This is a genomic window from Leisingera sp. SA215, assembly GCF_055902035.1.
Map to the genome: position 1 here is coordinate 1 of NZ_JBVVXU010000012.1, position 26,433 is coordinate 26,433.

At 62.9% G+C, this 26,433-nt stretch carries 26 protein-coding genes and 1 pseudogene; 25 read left to right on the forward strand and 2 right to left on the reverse strand.

Annotation, left to right across the window (positions count from 1 at the left end):
• From AC0KW6_RS13790 to AC0KW6_RS13815, 6 genes are all read left to right on the forward strand, one after another.
• Nucleotides 1-633: maleate cis-trans isomerase family protein (locus AC0KW6_RS13790; protein ID WP_474035174.1), on the forward strand; the 633-nt coding region annotated here is incomplete at its 5' end.
• Between the two features lie 11 nt (nucleotides 634-644).
• Complete coding sequence (locus tag AC0KW6_RS13795; protein ID WP_323776516.1) at nucleotides 645-1,427, forward strand: alpha/beta fold hydrolase; 783 nt, start codon at nucleotides 645-647, stop codon at nucleotides 1,425-1,427.
• Nucleotides 1,428-1,454: 27 nt separating this feature from the next.
• Nucleotides 1,455-2,486 carry a 2,5-dihydroxypyridine 5,6-dioxygenase NicX family protein gene (locus AC0KW6_RS13800; RefSeq protein ID WP_474035175.1) on the forward strand — a complete coding sequence of 344 codons (1,032 nt, stop codon included), beginning with the start codon at nucleotides 1,455-1,457 and terminating at the stop codon, nucleotides 2,484-2,486.
• 22 nt (nucleotides 2,487-2,508) lie between these two features.
• Nucleotides 2,509-3,132 (forward strand): isochorismatase family protein, encoded by a 624-nt coding sequence (locus tag AC0KW6_RS13805; RefSeq protein ID WP_474035176.1) that lies wholly within the window; start codon nucleotides 2,509-2,511, stop codon nucleotides 3,130-3,132.
• 121 nt (nucleotides 3,133-3,253) lie between these two features.
• Nucleotides 3,254-3,439 (forward strand): hypothetical protein, encoded by a 186-nt coding sequence (locus tag AC0KW6_RS13810; protein ID WP_323776522.1) that lies wholly within the window; start codon nucleotides 3,254-3,256, stop codon nucleotides 3,437-3,439.
• The gene (locus AC0KW6_RS13815; protein WP_474035177.1) at nucleotides 3,436-4,914 is read left to right on the forward strand and encodes a sodium:solute symporter family protein; all 1,479 of its coding nucleotides are present in this window, start codon (nucleotides 3,436-3,438) and stop codon (nucleotides 4,912-4,914) included. The genes AC0KW6_RS13810 and AC0KW6_RS13815 overlap by 4 nt, the downstream gene beginning before the upstream one ends.
• 501 nt (nucleotides 4,915-5,415) lie before the next feature.
• Here AC0KW6_RS13815 and AC0KW6_RS13820 read toward each other — a convergent pair.
• Nucleotides 5,416-5,535, reverse strand: a pseudogene (locus tag AC0KW6_RS13820) (IS6 family transposase); the annotation flags it as partial.
• A gap of 83 nt (nucleotides 5,536-5,618) precedes the next feature.
• Nucleotides 5,619-6,233, reverse strand: a complete 615-nt coding sequence (locus AC0KW6_RS13825; protein WP_323776528.1) for a helix-turn-helix domain-containing protein — start codon at nucleotides 6,231-6,233, stop codon at nucleotides 5,619-5,621.
• A gap of 150 nt (nucleotides 6,234-6,383) precedes the next feature.
• Here AC0KW6_RS13825 and AC0KW6_RS13830 point away from each other — a divergent pair, with 150 nt between their 5' ends.
• The 19 genes from AC0KW6_RS13830 (at nucleotide 6,384) to nqrE (ending at nucleotide 26,433) form a co-directional block, all read left to right on the forward strand.
• Nucleotides 6,384-7,526: an NAD(P)/FAD-dependent oxidoreductase gene (locus tag AC0KW6_RS13830; RefSeq protein WP_474035179.1), complete on the forward strand. Its 1,143-nt coding sequence runs from the start codon at nucleotides 6,384-6,386 to the stop codon at nucleotides 7,524-7,526.
• Nucleotides 7,523-8,806, forward strand: a complete 1,284-nt coding sequence (locus AC0KW6_RS13835) for a TRAP transporter large permease (protein WP_474035180.1) — start codon at nucleotides 7,523-7,525, stop codon at nucleotides 8,804-8,806. Before AC0KW6_RS13830 ends, AC0KW6_RS13835 begins: the two co-directional genes overlap by 4 nt.
• 33 nt (nucleotides 8,807-8,839) lie before the next feature.
• Nucleotides 8,840-9,811: a TRAP transporter substrate-binding protein gene (locus AC0KW6_RS13840; protein ID WP_323776534.1), complete on the forward strand. Its 972-nt coding sequence runs from the start codon at nucleotides 8,840-8,842 to the stop codon at nucleotides 9,809-9,811.
• Nucleotides 9,812-9,814: 3 nt separating this feature from the next.
• Nucleotides 9,815-10,339, forward strand: coding sequence for a TRAP transporter small permease (locus tag AC0KW6_RS13845; RefSeq protein ID WP_323776536.1), 525 nt, complete (start codon nucleotides 9,815-9,817; stop codon nucleotides 10,337-10,339).
• Nucleotides 10,336-11,802 carry a M81 family metallopeptidase gene (locus AC0KW6_RS13850; protein WP_323776538.1) on the forward strand — a complete coding sequence of 489 codons (1,467 nt, stop codon included), beginning with the start codon at nucleotides 10,336-10,338 and terminating at the stop codon, nucleotides 11,800-11,802. Before AC0KW6_RS13845 ends, AC0KW6_RS13850 begins: the two co-directional genes overlap by 4 nt.
• Nucleotides 11,799-13,301, forward strand: a complete 1,503-nt coding sequence (locus AC0KW6_RS13855) for an amidohydrolase family protein (protein WP_323776540.1) — start codon at nucleotides 11,799-11,801, stop codon at nucleotides 13,299-13,301. The genes AC0KW6_RS13850 and AC0KW6_RS13855 overlap by 4 nt, the downstream gene beginning before the upstream one ends.
• The gene (locus AC0KW6_RS13860) at nucleotides 13,298-14,218 is read left to right on the forward strand and encodes a CobW family GTP-binding protein (RefSeq protein WP_323776541.1); all 921 of its coding nucleotides are present in this window, start codon (nucleotides 13,298-13,300) and stop codon (nucleotides 14,216-14,218) included. The genes AC0KW6_RS13855 and AC0KW6_RS13860 overlap by 4 nt, the downstream gene beginning before the upstream one ends.
• Before the next feature lie 412 nt (nucleotides 14,219-14,630).
• The gene (locus tag AC0KW6_RS13865; RefSeq protein ID WP_474035183.1) at nucleotides 14,631-15,062 is read left to right on the forward strand and encodes a hypothetical protein; all 432 of its coding nucleotides are present in this window, start codon (nucleotides 14,631-14,633) and stop codon (nucleotides 15,060-15,062) included.
• A 181-nt stretch (nucleotides 15,063-15,243) separates the two neighbouring features.
• Nucleotides 15,244-16,158, forward strand: a complete 915-nt coding sequence (locus AC0KW6_RS13870; RefSeq protein WP_474035184.1) for a LysR substrate-binding domain-containing protein — start codon at nucleotides 15,244-15,246, stop codon at nucleotides 16,156-16,158.
• Between the two features lie 96 nt (nucleotides 16,159-16,254).
• Complete coding sequence (locus AC0KW6_RS13875; RefSeq protein WP_474035185.1) at nucleotides 16,255-17,409, forward strand: aromatic ring-hydroxylating oxygenase subunit alpha; 1,155 nt, start codon at nucleotides 16,255-16,257, stop codon at nucleotides 17,407-17,409.
• Complete coding sequence (locus AC0KW6_RS13880; RefSeq protein WP_474035186.1) at nucleotides 17,406-18,857, forward strand: aldehyde dehydrogenase family protein; 1,452 nt, start codon at nucleotides 17,406-17,408, stop codon at nucleotides 18,855-18,857. Before AC0KW6_RS13875 ends, AC0KW6_RS13880 begins: the two co-directional genes overlap by 4 nt.
• 3 nt (nucleotides 18,858-18,860) lie before the next feature.
• A complete protein-coding gene (locus tag AC0KW6_RS13885; RefSeq protein ID WP_323776547.1) occupies nucleotides 18,861-19,100 on the forward strand; it encodes a hypothetical protein in 240 nt (79 codons plus the stop codon).
• Between the two features lie 95 nt (nucleotides 19,101-19,195).
• Complete coding sequence (locus AC0KW6_RS13890) at nucleotides 19,196-20,290, forward strand: alcohol dehydrogenase family protein (protein ID WP_474035187.1); 1,095 nt, start codon at nucleotides 19,196-19,198, stop codon at nucleotides 20,288-20,290.
• Nucleotides 20,287-21,411 carry a mandelate racemase/muconate lactonizing enzyme family protein gene (locus tag AC0KW6_RS13895; RefSeq protein ID WP_474035188.1) on the forward strand — a complete coding sequence of 375 codons (1,125 nt, stop codon included), beginning with the start codon at nucleotides 20,287-20,289 and terminating at the stop codon, nucleotides 21,409-21,411. The genes AC0KW6_RS13890 and AC0KW6_RS13895 overlap by 4 nt, the downstream gene beginning before the upstream one ends.
• Before the next feature lie 405 nt (nucleotides 21,412-21,816).
• Nucleotides 21,817-23,160, forward strand: a complete 1,344-nt coding sequence (locus AC0KW6_RS13900) for a Na(+)-translocating NADH-quinone reductase subunit A (RefSeq protein WP_323781858.1) — start codon at nucleotides 21,817-21,819, stop codon at nucleotides 23,158-23,160.
• A 5-nt stretch (nucleotides 23,161-23,165) separates the two neighbouring features.
• Nucleotides 23,166-24,374 carry an NADH:ubiquinone reductase (Na(+)-transporting) subunit B gene (locus tag AC0KW6_RS13905; protein ID WP_323781855.1) on the forward strand — a complete coding sequence of 403 codons (1,209 nt, stop codon included), beginning with the start codon at nucleotides 23,166-23,168 and terminating at the stop codon, nucleotides 24,372-24,374.
• The gene (locus AC0KW6_RS13910; RefSeq protein WP_323781852.1) at nucleotides 24,367-25,170 is read left to right on the forward strand and encodes a Na(+)-translocating NADH-quinone reductase subunit C; all 804 of its coding nucleotides are present in this window, start codon (nucleotides 24,367-24,369) and stop codon (nucleotides 25,168-25,170) included. The genes AC0KW6_RS13905 and AC0KW6_RS13910 overlap by 8 nt, the downstream gene beginning before the upstream one ends.
• Before the next feature lies 1 nt (nucleotide 25,171).
• Nucleotides 25,172-25,825, forward strand: coding sequence for an NADH:ubiquinone reductase (Na(+)-transporting) subunit D (locus AC0KW6_RS13915; protein ID WP_323781849.1), 654 nt, complete (start codon nucleotides 25,172-25,174; stop codon nucleotides 25,823-25,825).
• Complete coding sequence (nqrE, locus tag AC0KW6_RS13920; protein ID WP_024092714.1) at nucleotides 25,825-26,433, forward strand: NADH:ubiquinone reductase (Na(+)-transporting) subunit E; 609 nt, start codon at nucleotides 25,825-25,827, stop codon at nucleotides 26,431-26,433. The genes AC0KW6_RS13915 and nqrE overlap by 1 nt, the downstream gene beginning before the upstream one ends.

A 26,433-nucleotide genomic window follows, 5' to 3' on the forward strand; every position in this document is an offset into this window, starting at 1 on the left:
TCGTCGCGGATGCGGATGAAACATGTGACCAAGGAAGAGCTGGCGAAGATGGATGCCGACAGCGACCGCTGCGCGCTGGAACTGTCGGATGCCAAGGTTGATGTGATGGGCTATGCCTGCCTCGTGGCAATCATGTCGATGGGCCACGGTTATCACCGCACATCGCAGGAGCGTCTGCACGGGGTGACCCGTGACAACGACGCCGAAGCCCCGGTGGTGACCTCCGCTGGTGCGCTGGTCGAGGGGATCAAGGCGATCGGCGCCAAGAAGGTCGCGGTGGTCGCGCCCTACATGAAGCCGCTGACCGAAATGGTGGTGGAGTATATCCGCAACGAAGGCATCGAAGTGGTGACCTGGCGGGCGCTGGAGATTTCCGACAACCTCGCCGTGGCGGCGCATGACCCGATGAACCTGCCCGGCATCGTGTCTGAAATGGACACCAGCGATGTGGACGCAGTTGTTCTGTCGGCCTGTGTGCAGATGCCGTCGCTGCCGGCCGTGTCCACCGTCGAGGCGCAGGTGGGCAAGCCGGTTCTGACCGCGGCCATCGCAACCACCTGGCAGATGCTGAAGGCGCTGGATCTCGACACCCGCGTTCCCGGCGGCGGCACCCTGCTGTCCGGCGCGTATTGAGGGAGCAGACCATGATCAAAGGATACAATATTCACGCCAACGGCATCCGCCAGCACCTGATCCGCTACGCCGGACCGGAAGGCGCGCCGGAACTCCTCATCATTCCGGGCATTACCTCGCCCGCGATCACCTGGGGCTTTGTCGCTGAACGGCTGGCCGAGCGGTTCGACGTTCACGTGCTGGACGTGCGCGGCCGCGGTCTGTCTGAGACGGGCGATCTCGACTACACGCTGGACGCGCTGGCCGATGATGCGCTTGCGCTGGCGCGGCAGATGAATAACCCCATTGTCATGGGCCATTCGATGGGCGCGCGGGTCGCGATCCGAGCCAATGCCCGCGATGCGGAACCCTTTGCCGGGCATATCCTGGTCGATCCGCCGATGAGCGGCCCGATGCGCCGCGCCTACCCGTCGAAATGGCCGTGGTATGGCGACAGCATCGTGATGGCCGCCAAGGGCTGTTCGGCAGAGGACATGCGCGCCTATTGCCCGACCTGGAGCGACGAGCAGCTGGCGCTGCGCGCCGAGTGGCTGCATACCTGCCACTGGGGTGCGATCCGCACCGCATTTGACGGCTTTCACACCGATGACATCCATCAGGACATCCCCAGGATCGACAAACCGGCCCGGCTGGTGATCGCGGGCGGTGCCACCGTTGTGGATGCGGATGATCAGGCCGAAGTGGCTGAGTTGAACCCGAAGATCGAACAGCGGATCGTGCCCGGCGCGGGCCACATGATCCCCTGGGACGATCTTGAGGGGTTCTTGGCTGCCGTTCTCGACTTCACCGCATAACAAAATACGACATTAGGGAGAAACATGATGGACCATCAGAGCTTTACCGAGATCTGCCTGCATCAGCTGAAAATGTCCGGCGTGCAGAAGGACGAGCGTCTGGTTGTGCTTACCCAAGGCAACGAGCGCCTGGATTATGCCGATGCCTTCATGGCCGCCGGGCGCATCCTGGGCGCCAACATGTACCACATGCGCCTGCCCGCGCCGCCGGTTGCCGGCGCCTGGGCGGTGGGCCAGACCGGACTGGCGGCGATGCCCGACGCGGTTGAGGCACTGAAGAACTGCGACATGCTGATCGACTGCATCTTCCTGCTGTTCTCGCCCGAGCAATTCGCCATTCAGGACGCGGGCACCCGCATCCTGACCGCGGTGGAACCGCCGGAGCTGCTGGCGCGGATGCTGCCCTCGCAGGAACTGCGCGAGAAGGTGGAAATCGGTGCAGAGTATCTGGCCAAGGCCAAGGTGATGCGGATCACCTCGCCGCATGGCACCGATGTGACCTACAAGCTCAACACCTATGAAACCGTGGCCGAATACGCCTGCACCGACACCCCGGGCCGCTGGGACCACTGGCCTTCGGGCTTTGTCTTCACCGGCGGCGATGATGACGGTGTCGACGGAACCATCGTGGTCGCGCCGGGCGATGTGCTGCTGCCGCAGAACATGTATGTGCGCGACCCGATCACCTATACCATCGAAAAGGGCTGGATCACCGACATCCGCGGCGGTCTCGATGCGGAGCTGGTCAAATCCTACATGGAGGCCTTCAACGATCCGCGCGGCATGGGCATGAGCCACGTGGGCTGGGGCATGAACCCCAACGCCAAATGGCACGGCATGACACCGGGCGAATTCCCCGGCGGCATGGGCATGGAGCCGCGCAGCTTCTATGGCAACGTGATGTTCTCCACCGGTCCCAACAACGAGCTGGGCGGGCCGAACGACACCGCCTGCCATCTCGACATTCCGATGCGCGGCTGTTCGCTGTTCCTCGATGACGAGCCGATCGTGATTGATGGCGATCTGGTGGTGAAGGAAATGCAAATGGAGCGCGGCTGAGGCCGGGCAGGAGGAGCGCAGCATGTCCCAGCAACAGGTTTATTCAGATGCGGGCTTTGGCCAAAAGGTCGCCCGCGGCAGCAAACCGGCCATCGTGGTAGTGGATTTCTCCTACGGGTTCACCGATACGCAATACCCGACCGCGGCCGATATGTCGGCGCAGATTGCGGCCACCCGCAGGCTGACCGACAAGGCCCGCGCGATGGGGCTGCCGGTGATCTATACCACCATCGCCTATCAGCCCTGGGAACGCGAGGCGCTGCCCTGGCTGAAAAAGGCGGCGGGCATGGCGGCGCTGCAGGCCGGCAGCCGCCTGGTGGAGATCGACACGGCCACGGGGATCACCCCCGCCGACCCGGTGATCGTGAAACACGGGGCATCGGCCTTTCACGGCACCAACCTGGCGGGGCTTCTGACCGGGGCAGGGGTGGATACTGTGGTGGTGGCGGGGGCGACGACATCCGGCTGTGTCCGGGCGACGGTGGTCGATGCGGTGCAGTCCGGCTTCAACGTTCTGGTGCCGGGGGACTGTTGCGCCGACCGCGCCCAAGCGCCGCATGACGCGAACCTCTACGACATGAACCAGAAATATGCCGACGTCACCGATGCTGATGACATCGAGAACTGGCTCGACAGCCTCGCCTGAGCGGTGGCATCTGCGGGTGTCCGCACCCGCAGGCCTGATACGGCACGAAAAAAAGAACAAGTGGTGCGCCAAAGCACCCGATTTCAGAGATAACTCAACAATCCAACGGGAGCGCAGACTAATGCTACGTACAGTATCCCTGTGGCTGGTGGGGCTGGTCATTCTGGCCTGTTACGCCGTGCCTTACGGCCTGCTCGGTGACACGCCGAGCTGGACCGGAGCCTTTCTTTTCTGGACCCTTGCGGGTGTGGCCATCATCATTCTGAACGCGATGGCAACCGCGTCTTTCAAGGAGGATGAGGAATGAGCCAGTCATTGATCTGGTATGGCATCGCCGCCTATGTGGTGATCTCCATCATCGTCGCGATCCTGTCGCGGGCCGGCAAATCCACCACCATGTCGGACTATTTCCTTGGCGGTCGCAGCATGGGCGGCGTGGTCTCGGCGCTGAGCTATTCCGCCACCACCTACTCCGCGTTCATGATGGTCGGCCTTGCGGGCCTGACCTACAAGGGCGGCGTCGGCGCGCTCGGGTTTGAGATCGTCTACTTCGCCGGCGTCTCGCTGGTTGCCATCTTCGGTCCGCGCTTCTGGGCCGCGGGCAAGAAATACGGTTTCGTGACCCCGTCCGAGATGCTGGGGGCCCGCTATGGCAGCCGCTGGGTTGCGATCGCAGCGGCGATTGTCAGCTGTATCTTTCTGATTCCCTATTCCGCGGTTCAACTCTCCGGTGTGGGATATCTGGTGTCCGGCATGTCCGACGGGGCGATCTCCTTTGGGACCGGGCTCCTGATCGCGACCGCGCTTGCGATCTTTTTCTCATACGTTGCGGGTATCCGTTCGGTCATGTGGACCGACAGCCTGCAGGCGCTTGTGATGATCGTTGCCTCCTCCATCGTCGCCATCCTGGTGGTGAGCGAACTGGGCGGGTTCACAAGCCTGTTCGCAACCGTGGCCGAACGCAAACCGGAGATGCTGACGGTGCCGGGGACGGGGCTGTTCAGTCTGCAGACCTTCATCGGTCTGACCATTCCGTGGTTCTTCTTTTCGATCTCCAACCCGCAGGTGAGCCAGCGTCTGTTCATGCCGGAATCCAAGGCTGCGCTGCGCCGTATGCTGCTGATCTTTCTCTGCTTCGGGCTGATCTACACGCTGGTGTCGGTGATCTGGGGCTTCTCTGCCTTCGTCGCCTTCCCGGAACTTGAGCGCGCAGACCTAGCGACCTCGGTGCTGTTGGCCTCTGACTTTGTTCCGCCGGTGCTGGGCGTGATCGTGATGGTTGGTATCCTCGCGGCGGCTGTTTCTACCATCGACTCGATCCTGCTGACACTGTCGTCCATGCTGGCGCGCGACGTCTATGGCAACGTGAGCGGCGATCAGTCCGATCACCGTCAGCTGTGGATCGGAAAGCTGGTGATCCCGGTGATCTCTGTCCTCGCCCTCGGTTTTGCAGCACTCGAGTTGAGCTTGATTTCGATCCTGTCGGTTGCGGCCTCGGCGGGTCTGGTGGTGACTGTGCCTGCGATCGTCGGTGCCTTCTTCTGGAAGCGCGGCACGGCAGCCGGTGCATTGGTGTCCATCGCAGGCGGCGGTCTCTTCGTGATCGTGATGTATCTGACCGGAAACAAGCTGTTTGGTTACAATGCCGGCATTTTGGGTCTGCCAGTGTCGACCCTGCTATTTGTCGGCGTCAGCCTTATGACCCGTCCGAGCGACGAGGTGACCGAAGGCTTCGTCTCCGGCAACTCAGCCTCTGCTCAGGCAAGTGTGGTGAAAGTATAGGCTGAACCTTCAGCCAATCGCTCACTAAGTAGCGCCCCCGGCATCTCTGATGCCAGGGGCCTTTCTGGATAAGCGCCTGTGTCAGAGGACACTATTGCGGATGTTTCAGGGTCAGGGCAGATTGTTACCGGTGGGCGCCGGCAGGGGCGGTATCGAATGTGGTCTCTCGACAACTGAAAACCGATGCTCCGGGTTTGCTAGACCGGTTGAATGTGCCGGCGTGACAGAAACTGTCATGCCAGACGCACTGAAGCGGATGCTGAGGCCTTGCTTGAAACGCAAGGGTTTGTGACTCGGCCCGGGCCACGGTCTGTCACCGACCCGGACTTGCCAGGGACTTTGACCGAAGCTTTGCGCACTCCCTGGAAACTGAATCTCTCATACCGCGGGGCTGAAGATGCGCGACCGCGCGCACCTAATGTCCCCCCCTAAGGCGCCATCCAAGAGCACTGGGGGGAGTGCCAAATTGTTCTGGCGTGACTGAGCAGATTGAGACTTGGACCTGTCAACCGCTCCAGGCCTGTCTCGTTTGATGCAATTGGCGAAATGTCCACCAAAGCGGTGCACCCATTGCCGGATGGCTTCTCGACTGACCCTCACACCACGTTCGGCAGCTATTTCCCGTTGCATCCGCCGGCCCGATCAGCCGTGCGCGGGGCGCTGACGGTGCCGCGCACAGTGGTCGAGATCGAATTCCTCGTCCATCAGCCGGGCTGAGGCGGCCCGGCCTCGCCGGTTTTTTCCAGGCGCTGGGGTTCGGTGCAGATGCAGAAGACCTCGGCGTCGCTCTCTCCGGCGCTGACATAGGCATGGCCCATCGTGCTGTCGAGATAGATGCTCTCGCCGCGTTTAAGGGTGACGGGCGCGTAGAATTCCGAATGCACCACGACTTCGCCATCCATGACAATCAGGAATTCCTCTCCGCCGTGACGTTCGAGAGGTCCGAATTCCCTGATGGATGAGGCCTTTAAGTGCGCGTGGATGGGCACCATCCGCTTGTTGGTCAGTTCCGGGCACAAGTACCGGTACACGTAGTTCTCCGTGTCGATGACGACGCCATCGCCCTCGCGCGACGGGGCGAAACGGCTGTTGGGTGGGCTGTCCTCGCTCTCTTCGTCCCCAATCAACTGCCCGATCGTAAGGCCGAGCCCTTCTGCCAGGCGCAGCACCTTGTCCAGCGTGGGGGAGAGGGCGCCGTTCTCGATTTTCGAGATGGTGGAAACCGCGACGCCGGACAGGGACGCGAGCCCGCTGAGCGTCAGTTGGCGGGTCTTGCGTAAATGTCTGAGGCGTGCCCCCAGATCCTGGGCCGTGGTCATGGATGTGTGAACCTCCTTCGTTGCCGGACGATTCTACCAAGCCTTCCAGAGAATGGAAAATATTTTCGTATAAGAAAAAAAATTGTTGCTTTTAGAAAAACCTCCGATAGCGTTGCAGCCACGGAAACGAAACGGAAGGGTTCACGCCTTATGTCGGACCGCCCCAGTTCAGCAGATGTAATCGTCATCGGCGCGGGTATCGCCGGCGCCTCGGTGGCTGCGGTTTTGGCGCAGTCAATGAAGGTGGTGGTGATCGAGATGGAGAGGCAGCCGGGTTATCATACGACCGGACGCTCGGCGGCGGTCTATGCCCCCAGCTATGGACCGGAAGGCGTCCGAGCCCTGACGCGCGCCTCGCGCGGCTTCTTCGATGACACGCCGGACGGGTTCGCGGATGCCCCGCTTTTTACCCCCCGCGAGATCTTGGTGATCGCGCGGCGCGACCAGCTCGGCGCGCTTGATGCGCTTGTCGCCTCGGTTTCTGGGGAAACCCGGGTCGATGTGCTGAATCCGGTCGCGTTGAAAGACCATCAACCCTTGTTGAGAGACGGCTATGCCGCTGCGGGAATGCTGGACCGGGGCGGGCAGGATATCGACGTCGCGGCGCTCCACCAGGGGTTTCTGCGGCTTTTCAAGGCGCGCGGCGGAACCCTAATGACCGATGCGCCGGTGCAGGACCTGACCCGCGATGGCGACGGGTGGAGTGTTCGGACGAAAGGCGGGACCGTTCGGGCGCCGCTAATTGTGAACGCTGCCGGGGCTTGGGCCGAGAAAATCGGCCAACTTGCCGGGGCCGAGACCATCGGTCTGGTGCCCAAACGACGGACTGCGATGGTCGTGGCCGAGCCGGATGGATTTACCCGCCGAGACGCGCCCATCACCATCGACGTGCAAGAAAATTTCTATCTCAAACCCGACGCGGGCCGCCTGCTGATCTCGCCTGCCGACGAGACGCCGACGGATCCCTGCGATGCCCAGCCTGAAGAGATCGACGTGGCGATCTGCGCCGACCGGATCATGACTGCCTTTGATCTCGATATCCGGCGTATCGACAACAAATGGGCGGGCCTGCGCAGCTTTGTGCCCGACAAGGAGCCGGTGATCGGCTTTTCGCAGGTGGTGCCAGGGTTCTTTTGGATGGCGGGGCAGGGGGGATACGGTATCCAGTCCGCCCCCGCCGCGGCCGACCTGGCGGCGGCATTGATACAGGGACGGGACATTCCGGGGCATATCGCGGATCAGGGGCTGGTGTGCGAACACATCGCCCCCGGCCGGATGGAGAGCACGGCATGATATGGCTTGTTCCCGTCGTGGTGATCGCACTTCTGGCCTCAGGGCTGGCGCTTGCCTATGTGATCGGCGGCGCGGCGGTGCTCACCTTCATCCTGACCGACAACGGGCGCTATCTCGCCGTGTTGCCGCAAAAGGTCTTCTCGCAAATCAGCATCTTCTCGCTTCTGGCGATGCCGCTGTTCATCCTGGCGGGCGAGTTGATGAACCGGGGCGGAGTGACGAAATCTCTGATCGACCTGTCAATGGCGATGATCGGGAGGCTGCGCGGCGGCCTGGGGCATGTGAACATCATGACCTCTGTTTTCTTCGCGGGCATTTCCGGGTCCGCCGTTGCCGATGCGGCGGCGTTATCCAACACGCTGGTTCCGGCGATGCGCGAGCGCGGCTATACGGCGGAATATGCCGGCGCCATCACTGCGGCGTCGTCGATCATCGGGCCGATCGTGCCGCCTTCGATCATTCTGATTTTCTATGGCGCGCTGATGCAGACCTCAGTCGCGGCGCTGTTCGTAGCGGGTATCCTGCCCGGCCTGCTCCTGGCCGGCGCGCTGTTTGTCGTCAATGGCTGGTATGCCTGGCGCGAAGATCATCCGCGCGTGGAGAAGGGGGAGGCGCCGCCGCTCCTGCCCGCGATCTTTGTCGCTCTGCCCGCACTTTGCCTGCCGATAATTATCGTGGGCGGGATCGTGCTGGGATGGATGACGCCGACCGAGGCGGCAGGGGTCGCGGTGCTGGCCGCTTCCTTAGCGTCCTTCTTCTACTCGCCGCTGACGCGTGAGGATATCTGGGAGAGCTTCTTGCGCACGGCGATCCTGACCGGGTCGATCTTCATGATCCTCTGCGCGGTCGCGGCCTTCGGCCACCTGGCCGCGCTGGAGCGGATCCCGCAGGCGGTTGCCGGGCTGGTCGAAAGCCTGGGGCTGGGGCCGGTCGGGTTCCTGATTGTGATGAACATTCTGTTCATATTCGCGGGCATGGTCATGGATGTACCTGTCGCCCTCGCGCTTCTGGTGCCGCTTCTGGCGCCTGTGGCGCTGGCCAACGGGGCGGACCCGGTTCACCTGGGAATCGTGATCTGCTTCAACCTGTGCATCGGGCTGGTTTCGCCGCCGCTGGGGGGGTGCCTGCTGATCGTCTCGACGGTCACCGGGGTCAATTATTGGAAACTGGCCAGGGCCGTGGCACCGTTCATCATCGCGGAAATCGTCGTTCTGGGCATCCTGGTGTCCACCCCCGAAATTAGCCTCTGGCTGCCTCGGGCACTGGGTCTGTGGAATTGATGCGACATCCAATCAACAGGGAAGGAAACCGACATGAAACTGATGCAAATCCTCACGGCCTCCGCGGTTGCGGTGACGCTTGGGCTGCCGGCCGTGGCCGAGGTCAAGATCGCCCTCGACAGCCCGCCGGATCTTGAGAAATCCGGAACCTACATGTGGGCTCACACCTTCGCCGAGCATCTCAAGGCCAATGGCATGGATGCGGTGGAATATGAACGCAATTCCCTGGGTGAAGAGGCCGAGCGTCTCGACCAGGCGAGCCAGGGGCTGCTCGAGGTTTCGATGTCGGATGCCAAATCGGCGGGCACTCTCGACGGAACGATCTTTGGTGCATCGATGCCCTATTTCTTCGATGACATCGAGCAACTCGACAAAGCGCTCTACGAAGGTGGAATGCTCGACAAGATCAACGAGGGCACCACGCCGAAAGGGGTGCGCATTCTGGATGTCGTGATGACCGGCACGCCCTCGGGCATCTTTACCATCGAGGTGCCGATCCGCACCTTTGACGACATGAAGGGAGTGCGCATGCGCGCGCTGGACGAGGTCCAGATCAACACTTTCGAGAATTGGGGTTCGAAAGGCACGATCGTCTCCTGGTCCGAGGTGCCGAATGCGCTGCAAACGGGCGTTGCGGGCGGGTATATCAACCCGGCCTTCGTGCCGCTCACCTATGGGCATACGGCGTTCATCAATTATTTCACTAACGCCCAGATGAACGCGTCCGTCCGCGTCGCCATCGCGTCGGAAGATTGGTACCAGGGTCTGTCGGAAGAAGAGCGCAAGGTCGTCCACGAGGCCGTCGCGAAAGCCAACAAAGCCAACCGCGATCTCGTTTCGGACGATTCCGCCGTGCTCAGGCAACTGGAGGAAGCGGGCATCGAGGTGATTGAGCTGCCGGACGAAGAGCGCGCCAAGTTCCGCGAAGCGAGCCGTCCGATCTATGAGACGATGGACATGCCCGAAGGCGCGCTGGAAGCCTGGAACGCAGCGGTGGGGCGTTGATCCATGCGGGCGATCGCGGACAGGATGCATCGACTTTCCTGGGGTCTGAACCGGGTGGTACTGGTGGGCGCAGTGCTTGCTGTCGCGGTCATGCTGGCTGCCGCGGTTTGGCAGGTGTTCGCCCGCTACCTTCTGCATCAGCCTCCGATCTGGACCGAGGAGCTAGCGCGGTTTTCGATGGTGTGGGGCGGGCTGCTGGGGGCGTCCTGTGCCTATCGGTTCCGGCGCGATCCCACGCTGTTTCCGGATGCCGTGCAAATTGCCGGGGTGCGGGGGCTGGCGTTGTTGCTGATCCGCTCCTTCGGCGTGCTGTGCTTCATCCTGCCGATCCTGTGGTTCAGTCTGCTTGGCCCCGGCGGTGACCCGGCGCGGGGATACCTGGCGCGTCTGGCTGGACGGCAGACTGAAACCATGGATCTGCCGATGATTGTCTTCGGCATCGCGATCCCGCTGGCCTTTGCGGTGACCCTGGTCCACGTCGTCGCGGATATCGTTATCGGACTGGCAAATCTCGGGGACGATAAATGAAACTTTTCATGGCGTCGCTTGCGACGGAAACCAATTCCTTTTCGCCCATCCCCACCGGTTGGAGCGGGTTCAAGGAACATCTTCATACCAAGAGCGCCTCGCAGGGCGAAGCGGGCCTTTACGCGGCCGCCGTCTCCCGCTGGCGCACTATGGCCGAAGCACGTGGTTGGGAGGTCGCCGAAGGGCTCAGCACTTATGCGCAACCGGCTGGTCCGACGGTGCGGTCGGTATACGAGACGATGCGCGATGATATCCTCTGCGATTTGCGCGCGGCGATGCCGGTGGACGTGGTGCTGATGTCGATGCACGGTGCGATGATCGCCCAAGGCTACGATGATTGTGAAGGCGACATGATGGCCCGTATCCGTGAGATCGCCGGGCCGGATGTCAAAGTCGGGCTGGAACTCGACCCGCATTGCCACCTGACTGAGATGATGCTCGAGAACGCGACGGCGATCATCTGCTACAAGGAATATCCGCATATCGACGTGGTAGAGCGCGCGGAGGAGTTGTTCACTCTCTGCGCTGATGCCGCCGAGGGAAAGGTCGCCCCGGTCATGCGCGATTACGATTGCCGGATGATGGCGATGTACCACACGCCGTTCGAGCCGGTCCGCGGCTATGTTGACCGCATGTCCGCGATAGAGGGAACGGACGGTATCCTGTCGGTATCGCTGGTGCATGGCTTTCCGTGGGGGGACAACCCGCGCAGCGGTACCCGGACGCTGGTCATCAGCGACGGGGACGCGGCACTGGCCGCGCGCCACGCCGAAGAGCTGGGCCGGGAACTGTGGGAGATGCGCGGTGAGCTGCGCCGTTTTCCCAGCATGGATGAGGGGCTCGACCTGGCGGAGGCACTGAATGCCGCGCCGATCGTTCTGGCCGATTTCGCGGATAATGCGGGCGGAGGCGCGCCGTCGGATTCCACCTTTGTGCTGCGCGCGGCGCTGGCGCGCGGGCTCAGGGATATTGCCTTTGCCGCCTTTTGGGACCCGGTGCTGGTCGGGATGTGCGTGGATGCGGGCGTGGGCGCCGAGATGGCGGTGCGCATCGGAGGTAAGATCGGGCCGATGTCAGGCGATCCGGTGGACCTGACGGTAACCGTGCGCGCGATCGTCGAGAACGCGGTGCAGCATCTTGGACGCGCCGAGATGAACATGGGCACCTGCGTCTGGCTTGAGGCGGAGGGTGTACATCTGGTGGTCAATACCCGGCGCACCCAGACCTTCCACCCCGAGGCGTTCACCAATCTCGGCATCGATCTGTCCGGCATGAAATATGTGGTCGTGAAATCGTCCCAGCATTTCTATGACGGGTTCGCCCCGATCGCGGCCGAAGTCATCCACCTGGGCACACCGGGGGCGATCACACCGGATTTCACCATCGTCCCCTTTACTAGGCGCGACGGGAATTACTGGCCCAAGGTCGATAACCCCTTTGCCAGAGAGAGTGCCGCGCAATGACTGACACATATGACATCATATTGCGGAATGGCCGGGTGATGGATCCCGAAACCAGGTTCGATGCGATCTGCGACCTTGCGATCTCGGGCGGCTCCATCGCCCGGATAGGGCAGGTCCAAGGCCGCGCCACGCGAGAGATCGACGCCACGGGGCTGATTGTTGCGCCGGGGTTCCTGGACCTGCATGCCCATGGCCAATCCGTCGCCGCAGACCGGATGCAGGCGTTCGACGGTGTGACCACTACGCTGGAACTGGAAGTTGGCGCGCTGCCCGTCGCGGAATGGTACGACCGGCAGGCCAAGGTGCCGCGTGCATTGAACTATGGCGCGGCGGCGGCGTGGATCTTCGGGCGCAAGGCGGCCTTCGGCGCCATCGAACTCGACGCCAATGTGCATCCGATCGACCAGATGGGGGCGGGATCCGAGGACATGCGCTGGTCCGACGAGGCCGCAGGCGAGGTCCGGACGCGCGAGATCGTCGCGCATGTCCGGCAAGGGTTGGACGAGGGGGCAATCGGCATCGGCCTTCCCAACGGCTATGCACCTGGCGCCGGGGTGAAGGAAATGGCCGAAATCTGCGACCTGGCCTTTGAATACGGCACGCCCACCTTTACCCACATCGCGTATCTCAGCAATATCGACCCGCAAAGCTCGGTCGACAGCTATGTCCGTCTGATCGGTCTGGCGGGTGCCACCGGGGCGCATATGCATATCTGCCATCTGAATTCGACCTCTCTGATGGATATCGAGCGCGTTGTCGGACTGATCGCCAAGGCGCAGGCCCAGGGCCTGCCGGTCACGACCGAGGCCTATCCCTATGGCACGGGGGCCACCGTGGTCAGCGCAGGATTCTTCATGGATCCCGATTTCACCAAGCGCACGGGCAGCGCGTATACGAACATCGAACTGATCCACAACCACCACCGGTTCACCGATCGCGAGGACATGCTCGCCGCCCGCGAAGAGTCGCCCTCGGACCTCGTGATGTGGCATTTCCTCGACGTGGACGCGAATGACGAAGATCGGCGACTGCTGGATTTGTCGGTCACCTATCCCGGCGGGTCCATCGCATCCGACGCGATGCCCTGGATCGACGGGTCGGGCCGGATATACGAGGGGCTCGAATGGCCGCTGCCCGATCATCTCTCGGCGCATCCGCGATCTTCGGGAACTTTCACGCGTTTCCTGCGCGAACATGTGCGTGAACGCGAAACCATGCCGCTGATGGACGCGCTGGCCAAATGCACGATCCTGCCCGGCAAGGTGATCGAGGGCTGTGCCCCGCAGATCGCGCGCAAGGTGCGGCTGCAAGAGGGGTGCGATGCCGATATCGTGGTTTTCGATCTCGGAACGCTGACGGACAGGGCCGATTTCACCGCGATGAACAGGCCGTCCGAAGGGGTTCGGCATCTGCTCGTCGGGGGTGAATTCGTCATATCCGACGGGATGCTTGACCGCGACGCCGCCCCTGGCCGCCCGATCCGGCGCCCGATCCGGTGAGCGTTCCGGGAAGCGTTCCGGTCCTTCTCGTCACGGGCTTTTTGGGCGCGGGCAAGACCACGTTCATCAACAGTCTGCTGCTGGGGGATCACGGGCTGCGGATCACGGCCATCGTCAACGATTTCGGCTCGATCAATATCGACGCCGCCCTGCTGGACGAAGCCGCCGAAGGGGTCATCGGCCTGAAGAACGGCTGCATCTGCTGTTCGTTGCAGGGCGATCTCATACGGGTCTTGAAATTGGTTTTGTCGCGCACGCCCCGTCCCGAACTGATCGTGATCGAGGCAAGCGGCGTCTCGGACCCGGCGGGTATTGTCCAGTCGCTGATGGATCCGGTCATCTGGGCTCAAGCGAGGCTTGAGACCGTGATCGGCGTCGTGGATACGCCGGACATGCCGGACCGCAAGGATGACCCATTGTGGCGGGCGCAATTGCGGGGATCGGATGTGATGATCCTGTCCAAGACAGCGGAATGCGCCCCTCAGGAGGTGTCGGCGGCACGACATGCACTGGCCGTTCAGGGCAAGAAGCACGTCTTTTCGGCAGATGAGCCTTTGCCGCTTGCCGCGTTGTTTATTGAGGACGACCGCCGGAGGGGCAGGGTGGGGCCGCATGCTCAGGATGACGGCAGGTTCGTCCATCTCGAATGGACCCATGAGGGCGTGCTGGATCTGTCCGCCTTTCAGGTGACCATGTCACGGCTTGCGGGGGATCTCCTGCGCTGCAAGGGCTTTCTTGACTTTGGCGACGGAAAGGGCCGCATGCTCTTTCAACTTGCCGGCAACCGCGCCGCCCTTTCGCCGGCCACGTCCGATCAGGACACGGGCTGTGCGCTTGTTCTGATCGGTGAGCGCGGAAAGTTCGACCCCCAAGCGGCCAGCCGGGATCTCGACCGCCTCCGACAGCAGCGTGCGTAGTTCGGCAGCAACGGCGTAGATCGCGGTCCGGCTGAGCCGGGCGTGCCCATGAACGTAAAACGCGAGATCCGGCCAGCCTCGCACTTCTGATACCCGGCGTCCGAGATCAGAAGCGCGGCCATCCGGTTCTGCGTTCCCTGGCTGAAGCGGGTTCCGTCAGGCAGGCCGAGACGCTTCTGCAGATTGGGCAAGGTTGAAGGTATGATCTGGAAGCTTCCGGTGGCATGGGGCTGGCCCGGCGTGCGGTCGATCCAGGCGTAGATTTCGGCAACAGTCATCTGCGAGGGTTTCTTGCCAGGCTTCACCGTGGCGCCGTGGCGGATCGCATCATACCGGCCGCCGGGAGCTTCAGCAAAGGCGATGAGGGCAAACGGCTGGTCGACACTGGAGCCAGGCGGGAAATTGGGGCGCTTTGCGCCGCTCTATCGGCGGGCTTTTGGCTCAACCCTCCCTGATGGTTCGGGCCAGCAACGCCCAATTCGGCTCTGTTCCGCACGAAGTGATTGTTTGCGCTGCCTGGCTGTACTTCCGGTTTCCGCTGAGCCTTCGGATGGTTGGGGATCTTCTTGCCGAGCGCGGCATCCTCGTATCGCATCAGACAGTGCGGGCCTGGGCCGAAAAGTTCGGAAGGGAATTCACAAAAACAATCCGCCGTCTGTCGGCTGGCAAGCTCGGCGACAAGTCGCCTCGGCACTTGCAACGCGTCGTCTTCATTCACAATCCGCTTGCAAACCTGTTTCACCTGCCCCGCCACGAGATGACATCCGCAGAATTTCGCGAGCTCCGCAGCGCCGCCCTGGATGCGTGGCGCGATATCGCTAATCTCCGAGCCGCACCCGGGTAGTTTCTTTGCGGCGGATCAGGCGCCGTTCCGCTGACCACGCCGCGCAGCTGGCTGGCTGCGCTGTGCTGCGAACCGGCGCGGGGCACGGACCGCCTGCGCGAATTCCGGGCTGGCGTTCAAAGGCGCATTTCCCGTATTGAAATGAAGACCGTTCATCCGAACCAGATGCCAGGAGCCGCAGATGTCCCGCCGTCATTACCGCCTGCCGCCACTGACCACCCTGGCCGCGTTTGAGGCCGCCGCCCGGCATCTGAGTTTCAAGAACGCCGCGCAGGAGCTGTCCGTCACCCCCGGCGCCGTCAGCCATCAGGTGAAGGCGCTGGAGGCGGAGCTGCAGGTGCCGCTGTTCCAGCGCAAACACCGCGGGGTGGAGCTGACCGAGGAAGGCGAGGCGCTGTTTGACACGCTGGCCTCGTCCTTTTCCAAGATATCCCTCAGCCTCAAGACCATCCGCGACCGCCATACCGGCGACACCGTGACCATCGGGTCAACCTCTGCCGTGGCCTCGCTGTGGCTGTCGCCCTCGGTGGTGCGGTTCTGGCGGCGGCATCCGGATGTGAACGTCAACCAGATCGTCAACGACCGGCCGTTGCGCAGCATGCCGGACGTGGATTTCTATATCCGTTACGGGCGTGAACGTGACACAAGGCTGCAGCAGACCGAGCTGTACCGCGACCATCTGGTGCCGGTCGGCAATGCGGAACTGGCGGCGAAACTTACCGGTGTCCCGCTGGAGGACCTGGCCCGGCAGCGCCTGCTGCACCTGGAATCCGATGACAAAAGCTGGACCACCTGGACCGATTGGTTCCAGCAGCTGGGCTATGACGGCCCCATCGCGCCGGGCGTGCGGGTCAATAACTATTCCGTTGCCCTGCAGGCCGCGCAGGACGGGACCGGGCTGGCGCTGGGGTGGCAGCGCCTGCTGAACCCGCTGCTGGCCGCGGGCCATCTGGTGCCGATCGGCCCGCATGTGCTGGCGGCGCCCCACGGCTTCCATCTGGTGGGCAGGCCGGACCCAGATCTGTCGGAATCCGCCCGATTGCTTCGCAATTGGGTGATTGACGAGGTCAGTCAAGGTTCGGGTGAATCCAGCTAAGGTCAGCGCGAAGTTTTCTGATATTGAATGAATCCCCTCTCTGCCTTCAATGGCGCACAACGCGCACATTTTTTTGTCAGGTTAGGAGAGACCCAGATGAACAAGCATGACACGCTTGCCCCGGTGATGGCTCCGGTCAATGTGGCCAACGGCCTGCCGAATGCCCATTACATCGACCCCGCCGTTTTTGCCGAAGAAAAGCGTTCGGTGCTGTTTGCCAACTGGTCCGGCATCGGCTTTGGCAAGGATGTGCCGGAACCGGGCTATGCCAAGCCGGTTGATTTTCTGGGCATGCCGCTGCTGATCGTGCGCGACACCGACGGCGCCGTTGGCGTGTTTCAGAACACCTGCCGCCACCGCGGCATGATCCTGGTCGAAAAACCCGGCAAGATCCGCGGTGCCATCCGCTGCCCGTATCACAGCTGGTGCTATGGCTTGAACGGCCGCCTGGTCTCCACCCCGCATGTCGGCGGTCCCGGCAACAACAAGCATGAGGACATCAAGCTGGAGGAGCTGGGCCTGGTGCGGATCCGCTCCTATGTCTGGCGCGACGTGGTGTTTGTGAATGTCGACGGCACCGCGCCGGAGTTCGAGGACGCCCACGCAGGCCTGCTGGAACGCTGGAAGGAATTCGAACAGCCGGTGCATCACGGCGGCGCAAGCTCCGGTTTTCAGCTGGAAGTCAAAACCAACTGGAAGCTGGCGGTGGAAAACTACTGCGAAAGCTATCACCTGCCGTGGGTGCATCCCGGGCTGAACAGCTATTCCCGCCTGGAAGACCACTATAACATCGAGGTGCCGGGGCATTATTCCGGTCAGGGCACCCTGGTCTATCGCCAGTTGAAGGGCGAAGACGGCGAGGTGTTTCCAGACTTCCAAGGCCTCAGCAGCAAATGGAACGAGGGCGGCGAATATATTGCCGTCTATCCCAACGTGCTGCTGGGAGTGCAGCGCGACCACGCCTTTGCGATCATTCTGGAGCCGGTCAGCACCGAAAGCACCGTCGAGCATATCGAGCTTTACTACGCGAATTCCAACGAGGACACGCCGGAGCTGGAAGACCTGCGCGCCGAGAACGCCAAGCTGTGGAAGACCGTGTTCGAAGAAGACATCTTTGTCGTTGAGGGCATGCAGAAGGGCCGCCATGGCGAGCTGTTCGATGGCGGCCGGTTCTCCCCGGCAATGGACGGGCCGACCCATAACTTCCACGCCTGGGTCGCCGGTCAGGTGGCCAAGGGCCGCGCGGCATGACGTCTTTTCTGAATGACGGGCTGGCCAGAAATTTCCTGGCCGGCGCCTGGGTGGACGGCGACGGCGGCAAACGCATCGCGGTCGAGGATCCTGGCAACGGCAGCCATGTGGCGGATTGCGCGCTGGCGGGCGAGGAAACCCTGGCCCGGGCGCTGGAGGCGGCGCGGGCAAGTTTCGAGCGCGGCGATCTGGCCGCGATGCAGCCCGCCAAACGCGGCCGGCTGATGCAGCGCATCGCGGCCGAGATCCGCGGCATCGCGAATGAGGGCGCCGAGCTTCTGTGCCGCGAAAGCGGCAAGAGCCTCAGCGCGGCGCATGACGAATTCGAGGAAGCCGCGCAATATTTCGAATACTACGGCGGCATGGCAGACAAGATCGAAGGCAAGTCGATCCCGCTCGGCCCCGATTACGCTGATTTCACGGTCTATGAGCCCTACGGCGTCTCCGCCCAGATCGTGCCGTGGAACTTCCCGGTGTCGATTGCGGCGCGGTCGCTGGCGCCTGCGATGGCAGCGGGCAATTCGGTGATCATCAAATCGCCGGAGCTGGATCCGATGGCGCTGGCAATGCTGGGTGTCGCGCTGGAGCGCGCTGAAGTCCCGGCAGGAACGGTCTCGATCCTGAACGGCATCGGCGCTGACCTCGGCGCGCGGCTGGTGCAAAGCGCGGCGGTGGATCAGATCGTCTTCACCGGCTCGGTGCCGACCGGCCAGGCGATCCTGCGCGCGGCGGCCAGCCCGGTGACCCCGGCGCTGATGGAATTGGGCGGCAAATCCGCTGCGGTGGCGTTCGAGGACGCCAATCTCGACACGCTGATGTCCTCCCTGCAGAGCGGCATCTTCTATAACGCCGGCCAGGTCTGTTCGGCGATGTCGCGGGTGCTGGTGCACCGCTCGATTTACGCGGAAGCGGTTGAGCGTGCGGCGGCTCTGGCAAACGGCCTCAGCGTCGGCCACGGTCTGGACAATCCCGGCCTGACGCCGGTGATCTCGGCCCGCCAGCTCGACGGCATCGAAACCCTGACCGCAACCGCCCGCCAAAGCGGTGCCCGTGCGGCATCGGGCGGTGCCCGGCTGGAGCGCGAGGGTTACTTCATGGCGCCGACCATTCTGGCGGATGTGGACCCCGCGTCCCGTGTCGCGCAGGAGGAAATCTTCGGCCCTGTCACCTGCTTCACGCCCTTCGACACCGAGGCTGAGGCCATCGCCATGGCCAACGGCACCGAGTTCGGGCTGGTGGCCGGCGTTTTTACCCGCGATCTGGCGCGGGCGCACCGTGTGGCAAACCGTCTGCGGGCGGGGCAGGTGTTTGTGAACGAATGGTTCGCGGGCGGCATCTCCACCCCCTTTGGCGGTGTCGGAAAGTCGGGTTTCGGCCGCGAAAAAGGGCTGGAGGCGCTTTATAACTATGTGCGCACCAAGAACATCGCGATCTCGCTGAAGGGCTGAGGCATGGAGCGCGCAGAACTCGACCAGGCGCTGCTGAAAGCGCATCAGGATAAAGACAGCGCGGCGCTGGTCCACTTCTATACGCTGGCCGGCGACAGGGCCGAGGCCGCGGGCGATATCAATGCCGCCTGCTTCTACCTGACCCACGCCTTTGTCTTTGCGCTGGAGGCCGGGCTGCCGGACGCCCGGGAGCTGAACCGGCGGCTGGCAGCGCAGGACCGGGCGCATCCGCTGGAGCTTTGACACCAGTTTCAGGCGGCTGTCCCCGCAGGGACAGCGGTCTGTTTGGCCGGCAGGGGAGGGCCGGCCAAAGAATTTCATACAAGGGAGGCATGGGCATGATCCCCAGCACAATGGCGGCGGTCCTGCTGACCGGCCACGGCGGTATCGAGAAACTGGAGTACCGCACCGATGTGCCGGTGCCGCAGCCCAAGCCCGGCGAGGTGCTGATCCGCGTCGCGGCGGCGGGTATCAACAACACCGATATCAACACCCGCATCGGCTGGTATTCCAAGGCGGTGGAGGCCGATACCAACAGCGGCGGCGCAACCGGGTTTGACAGCGTCGACGACGACGACGCCAGCTGGTCCGGCAAGCCGCTGGAGTTTCCCCGCATTCAGGGCGCTGACGCCTGCGGATACATCGCGGCAGTGGGGGAGGGGGTCGACCCCGCCCGCATTGGCGAACGGGTTCTGGTGCGCAACATGCTGCGGACATATGTGGACTACCGGCCCTATGAGTGCTGGACCTTCGGCAGCGAATGCGATGGCGGCTTTGCCCAGTTTGCAGTGGCGCCGGCGCGTGAGACCCATGCGGTGGACTGCGATTGGTCGGATGCGGAGCTGGCCTCGATCCCCTGCGCCTATTCCACGGCGGAGAACATGCTGCACCGGGTCGGGCTGGGCGCCGAAACCGTGCTGATCTCAGGCGCGTCCGGCGGGGTGGGTTCTGCCGCCGTGCAGCTGGCCAAGCGCCGCGGTGCGACGGTGATTGCGCTGTCCTCAGCTGCCAAGGCGGACGAGGTGCTGGCGCTTGGTGCCGACCGCGTTGTCGACCGCAACGCCGATCTGCGCGCGGAACTGGGCGAGGGTAGCATCGACGTGGTGATCGATCTGGTAGCCGGGGAACAATGGCCGGCTTTTATGGATGTTTTACGGCGCGGCGGGCGCTATGCCACTGCTGGCGCCATAGCCGGGCCGATCAGCGAGATCGACGTGCGCACGCTGTATCTGAAGGACCTGACGCTTATGGGCTGCACCTTTCAGGAGGATGAGGTTTTTGCCAATCTGATTTCCTACATCGAGGCCGGAGATATCCGCCCGCTGGTGGCCAAAACCTATCCGCTGAGCGGGATTGCCGCCGCGCAGGAGGATTTCCTGAGCAAGAAACATACCGGCAAGCTGGTGCTGGTGATCCCGGAGGTCACCGCGTGAAGATCAGGAAGATCGAGCTTTATCAGCTGGACCTGCCCTATTCCGGCGGCACCTATATGCTGTCGGGCGGGCGGGAATACCGCAGCTTTGATGCGTCCTTTGTGCGGATCGAGACCGGCAGCGGGCTGGAGGGCTGGGGCGAGAGCACGCCGTTCGGTGCCACCTATATTGCCGCACATGCCTTGGGCGTTCGGGCCGGGATTGCCGAGATGGCGCCCTATCTGCTGGGACGCGATCCGCGGCAGATGGACCGGATCAATGACGCGATGGACGAGGCGCTGGTGGGCCACAACCACGCGAAATCCGCAATTGATCTGGCTTGCTGGGATCTGTTCGGGAAATCGGTGAACCTGCCGGTCTGCGAGCTGCTGGGCGGATCGACCGGCAAGCGCCTGCCGGTGATCTCCTCGATCTATGCAGGCCCCCCTGAAGACATGCGCGCCCGCGTCGCGCAGCACCGCGAGATGGGTTATCTGGGCCATTCGGTGAAAATCGGCGCACTGGATGCCGACGGCGGGCCGGCGCTGGACGCCGCGCGCATCCGGGAGTGCTTGGCGGACCGGCAGCCGGGAGAGTTCTTTCTGGCCGATGCCAATGGCGGGCTGACGGTGGAGTCCGCGCTGCGGATGCTGCGGATGCTGCCGGATGGACTGGACTTTGTGCTGGAGGCGCCCTGCAAGACCTGGCGCGAGACGATGTCGCTGCGCAAGCGCTGCACGGTGCCGATCATTCTGGATGAGCTGGTGCAGCAGGATGAGGACATAGCGCTGATGCTGGCCGAGGATGCGGCTGACGGTATCGGCCTCAAGATCTCCAAGGCCGGGGGGCTGACCCACGGGCGGCGGCAGCGGGACATGTGCCTGGCCGCAGGCGCGACAGTCAGCGTGCAGGATACGGTCGGCTCTGCCATCGCATTTTCCGCGATTGCCCATCTGGGCGCGACGGTGCCGGAACGGTCCTTGCGCTGCATTCTGGACTGCCGCGATATGGTGACGCTGAAAACGGCCGCGTTCGACGCGCCTGTGCGGGACGGCGGGGTGCTGGTGCCGGAGGCGCCGGGTCTGGGGATCACTGTCGACCGCGGCCTGATGGGCGCGCCGCAGGCCGTCTGGGAGGCGTAATGCATCCGCAAAAAAGAGACGCCTGTCGCGAATCATGCGCCGGGCGCCGCAAGCGTTAGCGCCATCACGGCGAACCGCCCCGGCAGAGACTGCGCTGCCGGGGCGGTTTGTCCACAGGCAGGGGCTTGGATTGCCGTTTCCAGCGCCCGCTTCTGACGCATTGGCGGCCTCCGGAAGCGGTATTCTGGCTTAGAAGCTGCCATCACGGAGGAATCTGCCCGGGAGGCGGGGCGGTGCCCTTGCCATTCGGCGGCAAATTTGATTCGAGTGCGCCGGATCAAACAGGGCCGGACCCGGCTGGTAAAGAGCCAAAAGCGACCGCAAGCCTGCGTTCTCTTTGTCTCCGCCGCCGGAAACAGATAAGAACCGCCACGGGAATCGGCCTCACAAGGACGTAGCGCAAATATGAAGACATTTAACTTGAGGAAGGGGCTGGATCTGCCGGTGACAGGCGCACCGGAGCAGGTCATTCACCCCGGCCCGGCCATCACGTCGGTGGCGGTTCTGGGTCCCGACTACCTGGGCTTGAAACCCCGGATGCTGGTGCAGGAAGGCGAGGAGGTCCAGCGCGGAACTCCGCTGTTCTGCCACAAAGATGCCGAAGACGCGGTGATGGTCGCCCCCATGACCGGCAAGGTGGTGGCGATCAACCGCGGTGCGCGCCGGGTTCTGGAAAGCGTGGTGATCGCGGTTGCGGATGCCGAGGACAAGGGCGTTGATTTTTCCGCCACCGGAAACAGCGATACTGCCGAGGGGCTGACCGAAAAGCTGTGCGCGGCCGGCCTGTGGACCGCGTTCCGGAGCCGTCCCTATTCCAAGATGCCGGTGCCGGGCACCAAGCCGGGCGCGATCTTTGTGACCGCGATGGACAGCGAGCCGCTGGCCGCGGATGCCGCGCTGATCATCAATGACGCGGGCGAGGCTTTTGCAGCAGGTCTGAAAGCGCTGACCCTGCTGACCGAGGGCGCCACCTATCTGTGTCAGAAGGCAGGCGACAGCATTCCGGGCACGGACATTGCCGGGGTTGAGGCGGCGGCCTTCTCCGGCCCGCATCCCAGCGGTCTGGCCGGCACCCACATCCACTTCCTGCATCCGGTGAAGGGCGACGAGGAGGTCTGGACGGTTTCCTATCAGGATGTGATCGCGATCGGCCGACTGCTGCAGACCGGCTATGTGGACCCCTCCATCGTGGTGGCGCTGGCTGGTCCCGCAGCGCGCACGCCGCGTCTGGTCCGTACCGTCATGGGCGCCTCCACCGATGAGCTGACCCGCGGCGAGATCGCTTCGGACGGTCCGGTGCGGGTGATCTCAGGCTCTATCCTGTCGGGCCGGGCTGCCGCCGGTCCGCTGGCATTCCTTGGCCGCTTTGCCCGCCAGGTTGCGATCATCGGGGAAGACCGCAAGCAGATCCCGCTGGGCTGGATCCGCCCGATGGGCAGCAAATACGCGGTGCAGCCGGTGCTGGGTTCCGCCCTGACCCGCAAGCTGTTCAGCCTCACCAGCAACCTCAACGGCGGCCGCCGCGCGATGGTGCCTACCGGCACCTTTGAGCAGCTGATGCCGCAGGATTACCTGCCGACGCAATTGCTGCGGGCGCTGCTGGTGATGGACACCGATACCGCACAGGCGCTGGGTGCGCTGGAGCTGGACGAAGAGGACCTGGGCCTCGTCGGCTTTGCCTGCCCGGCCAAGTATGAATACGGGCAAGCGCTGCGCGACTGCCTCGCCAAGATTGAAAAGGAGGGCTGAGCCGGATGGGATTGCGCAGCTTCTTTGACAGAATCGAGCCGCACTTTGAAAAGGGCGGCAAATACGAGAAACTTTTCCCCGTCTACGAGATGGTGGAGAGCTTTCTTTACACCCCCAAGACCGTGACCACCGCTGCGCCGCACGCGCGTTCATATGTCGATATGAAGCGGATCATGACCTATGTGGTGATCGCCACCATCCCCTGCATCCTGTGGGGCATGTGGAACACCGGCTATCAGGCGAATTCGGCGATTGCCGCGCTTGGGGCCGATGCGGCCAGCGGCTGGCGGATTGCCATCCTGAACACGCTCGGGATTTCGCTGGATGCGGCGAACCCGATGGCGAATATCGCGCACGGGTTCCTGTATTTCCTGCCGATCTACATCGTGACGCTGGTTGCAGGCGGTATCTTTGAAGTGATCTTTGCCACCGTGCGCGGGCATGAGGTGAACGAGGGCTTTCTTGTGACCTCGATGCTGTACACGCTGATCATGCCGGCCTCGGCGCCGCTGTGGCAGGTGGCGCTTGGCATCATCTTTGGCGTTGTCATCGGCAAGGAAGTCTTTGGCGGCACCGGCAAGAACTTTCTGAACCCCGCACTCACGGGCCGCGCGTTCCTGTATTTTGCCTATCCGGCCAATATGTCGGGCGACTCTGTCTGGACCCCGGTTGACGGGTTTTCCGGCGCCACCGCGCTGGGTGTCTCCGCCGCGGATGGCGTGCAGGCGCTGGCGGCCAAGGGCATCGAATGGTCGGATGCTTTCATCGGCACCATCCAGGGCAGCTTTGGTGAGACCTCGACCCTGGCCTGTGCCATCGGTCTGGCGTTTCTGTTGTTCACCAAGATTGCCAACTGGCGCCTGATTGCGGGCTGTCTGGGTGGCATGATCGCGTTTTCGCTGCTGCTGAACGTGATCGGTTCCGACACCAACCCGATGTTTGCGATGCCCTGGTACTGGCACCTGGTGCTGGGCGGTTATGCCTTTGGCCTGGTGTTCATGGTCACCGAACCTGTTTCGGCCAGCCACACCAACATGGGCCGTTATATCTATGGCGCGCTGATCGGGGTGATGGTGGTGCTGATCCGGGTGCTGAACCCGGCCTTCCCCGAAGGCATGATGCTGGCGATCCTGTTCGGCAACGTCTTTGCACCGCTGATCGATTACTTCGTCGTGCAGGCAAACATCAAACGGAGGGCGCGCCGCCATGGCTGATACCCAAAGCAAAGGCCTGATCGGCCGCTTCCTCGCCGCATCGCCGGATTCGGTTGGCAAGACCGTGTTCATCGCTGTTGCCGTCTGTCTGGTGGCCTCGATGATCGTGTCCTCCGCCGCCGTCAGCCTGCGCCCGGTGCAGGAGACCAACCGCAAACGCGACAAGCAGCTGAACGTGCTGCAAGTGGCAGGCCTGTATGAGCCTGGCACAGATGTGGCCGAAGCCTTTGCCGCGTTTGAACCGCAGGTGCTGGATCTGCAGACCGGTGCATTCACCGACCAGTTCGACGCTGCCAGCTTTGACGATCTGGCCGCCGCGCAGGATCCGGAGCTGAGCCGCGAACTGGACGTTGATCCGGCCGGCATCGGCCGCCAGTCGCGCTACAAGACCGTCTACCTGCTGCGCGAGGAAAACGGCGATCTCGACAAGGTGATCCTGCCGATCCACGGCTATGGCCTGTGGTCGACGCTGTATGGATTCATCGCGGTTGAGGAAAACGGCAACGACATCTTTGGTCTGCAATTCTATCAGCACGGCGAAACACCGGGTCTGGGCGCCGAGGTGGACAACCCGCGCTGGAAGGCGCTGTGGCCGGGCAAGAAACTGCATGACGACAGCGGTGCGTTGCAGATTTCTGTTGCCAAGGCGCAAGGTCCAGCCGGACCGGAGCATCACGTTGATGCGCTGGCCGGTGCGACGCTGACCTCTGTCGGTGTGGACAACCTGGTGAAATTCTGGATGGGCGAAGAGGGCTACGCCCCCTTCCTGGACGCCCTGCAAGCGGGAGAGCTCTGAGATGGCGCAGACCAAGAAAGACATGCTGGTCGACCCGCTGGTCGACAACAACCCGATCACCCTGCAGGTTCTGGGCATCTGCTCGGCGCTGGCGGTGACATCCTCTCTGCAGGTGGCGTTTGTGATGACCCTGGCGGTGACATTTGTGACCGCGTTTTCATCCATGTTCATCTCGATCCTGCGCAACCAGATCCCGGGTTCGATCCGGATCATCGTGCAAATGGTCATCATCGCCTCGCTGGTGATCCTGGTGGATCAGGTGCTGAAGGCCTATGCCTTTGAGATTTCAAAAACCCTGTCGGTTTTTGTCGGCCTGATCATCACCAACTGCATCGTGATGGGCCGCGCCGAGGCGTTCGCCATGAAGAACCCGCCGGTCGCGTCCTTCATTGACGGCATCGGCAACGGGCTGGGCTATGGCCTGATTCTGATGCTGGTCGGTTTCATCCGCGAGCTGTTCGGCGCCGGATCGCTGTTTGGCATCACCATTCTGGAAACCGTCAACAACGGCGGCTGGTATGTGCCCAACGGCATGCTGCTGCTGCCGCCCTCGGCGTTCTTTATCATCGGCCTGCTGATCTGGGGCTTCCGCACCTGGAAACCGAACCAGGTGGAAGAGCGTGAATTCAAAATCCAATCCGTGGAGGCGCACTGATGGAAGGGCTGATTTCACTCGCCGTCAAGGCCATCTTTGTTGAAAACCTGGCGCTGTCCTTCTTTCTGGGCATGTGCACCTTCATCGCGGTGTCGAAAAAGATCTCGACCGCGCTGGGGCTGGGGATTTCCGTCATGCTGGTGCAGGCCATCACAGTTCCGGCCAACAACCTGCTGCTGACCTATCTGCTTAAACCCGGTGCGCTGGCCTGGGCAGGCTTTCCGGATGTGGACCTGACTTTCCTTGGCCTGATTTCCTATATCGGCGTGATTGCGGCGATGGTGCAGATCCTGGAGATGATCCTGGATAAGTATTTCCCGCCGCTTTACAACGCCTTGGGGATCTTCCTGCCGCTGATCACGGTGAACTGCGCGATCCTGGGCGGATCGCTGTTCATGGTGGAACGCGACTACAACTTTGCCGAGGCAGCGACCTACGGCCTCTCCTCCGGCTTTGGCTGGGCGCTGGCGATCACCGCGATGGCGGGCGTGCGCGAGAAGCTGAAATATTCCGACGTGCCGGACGGTCTGCAGGGCCTGGGCATCACCTTTATCACCGCGGGACTGATGGCGCTGGCCTTCATGTCCTTCAGCGGCGTCAAACTGTAA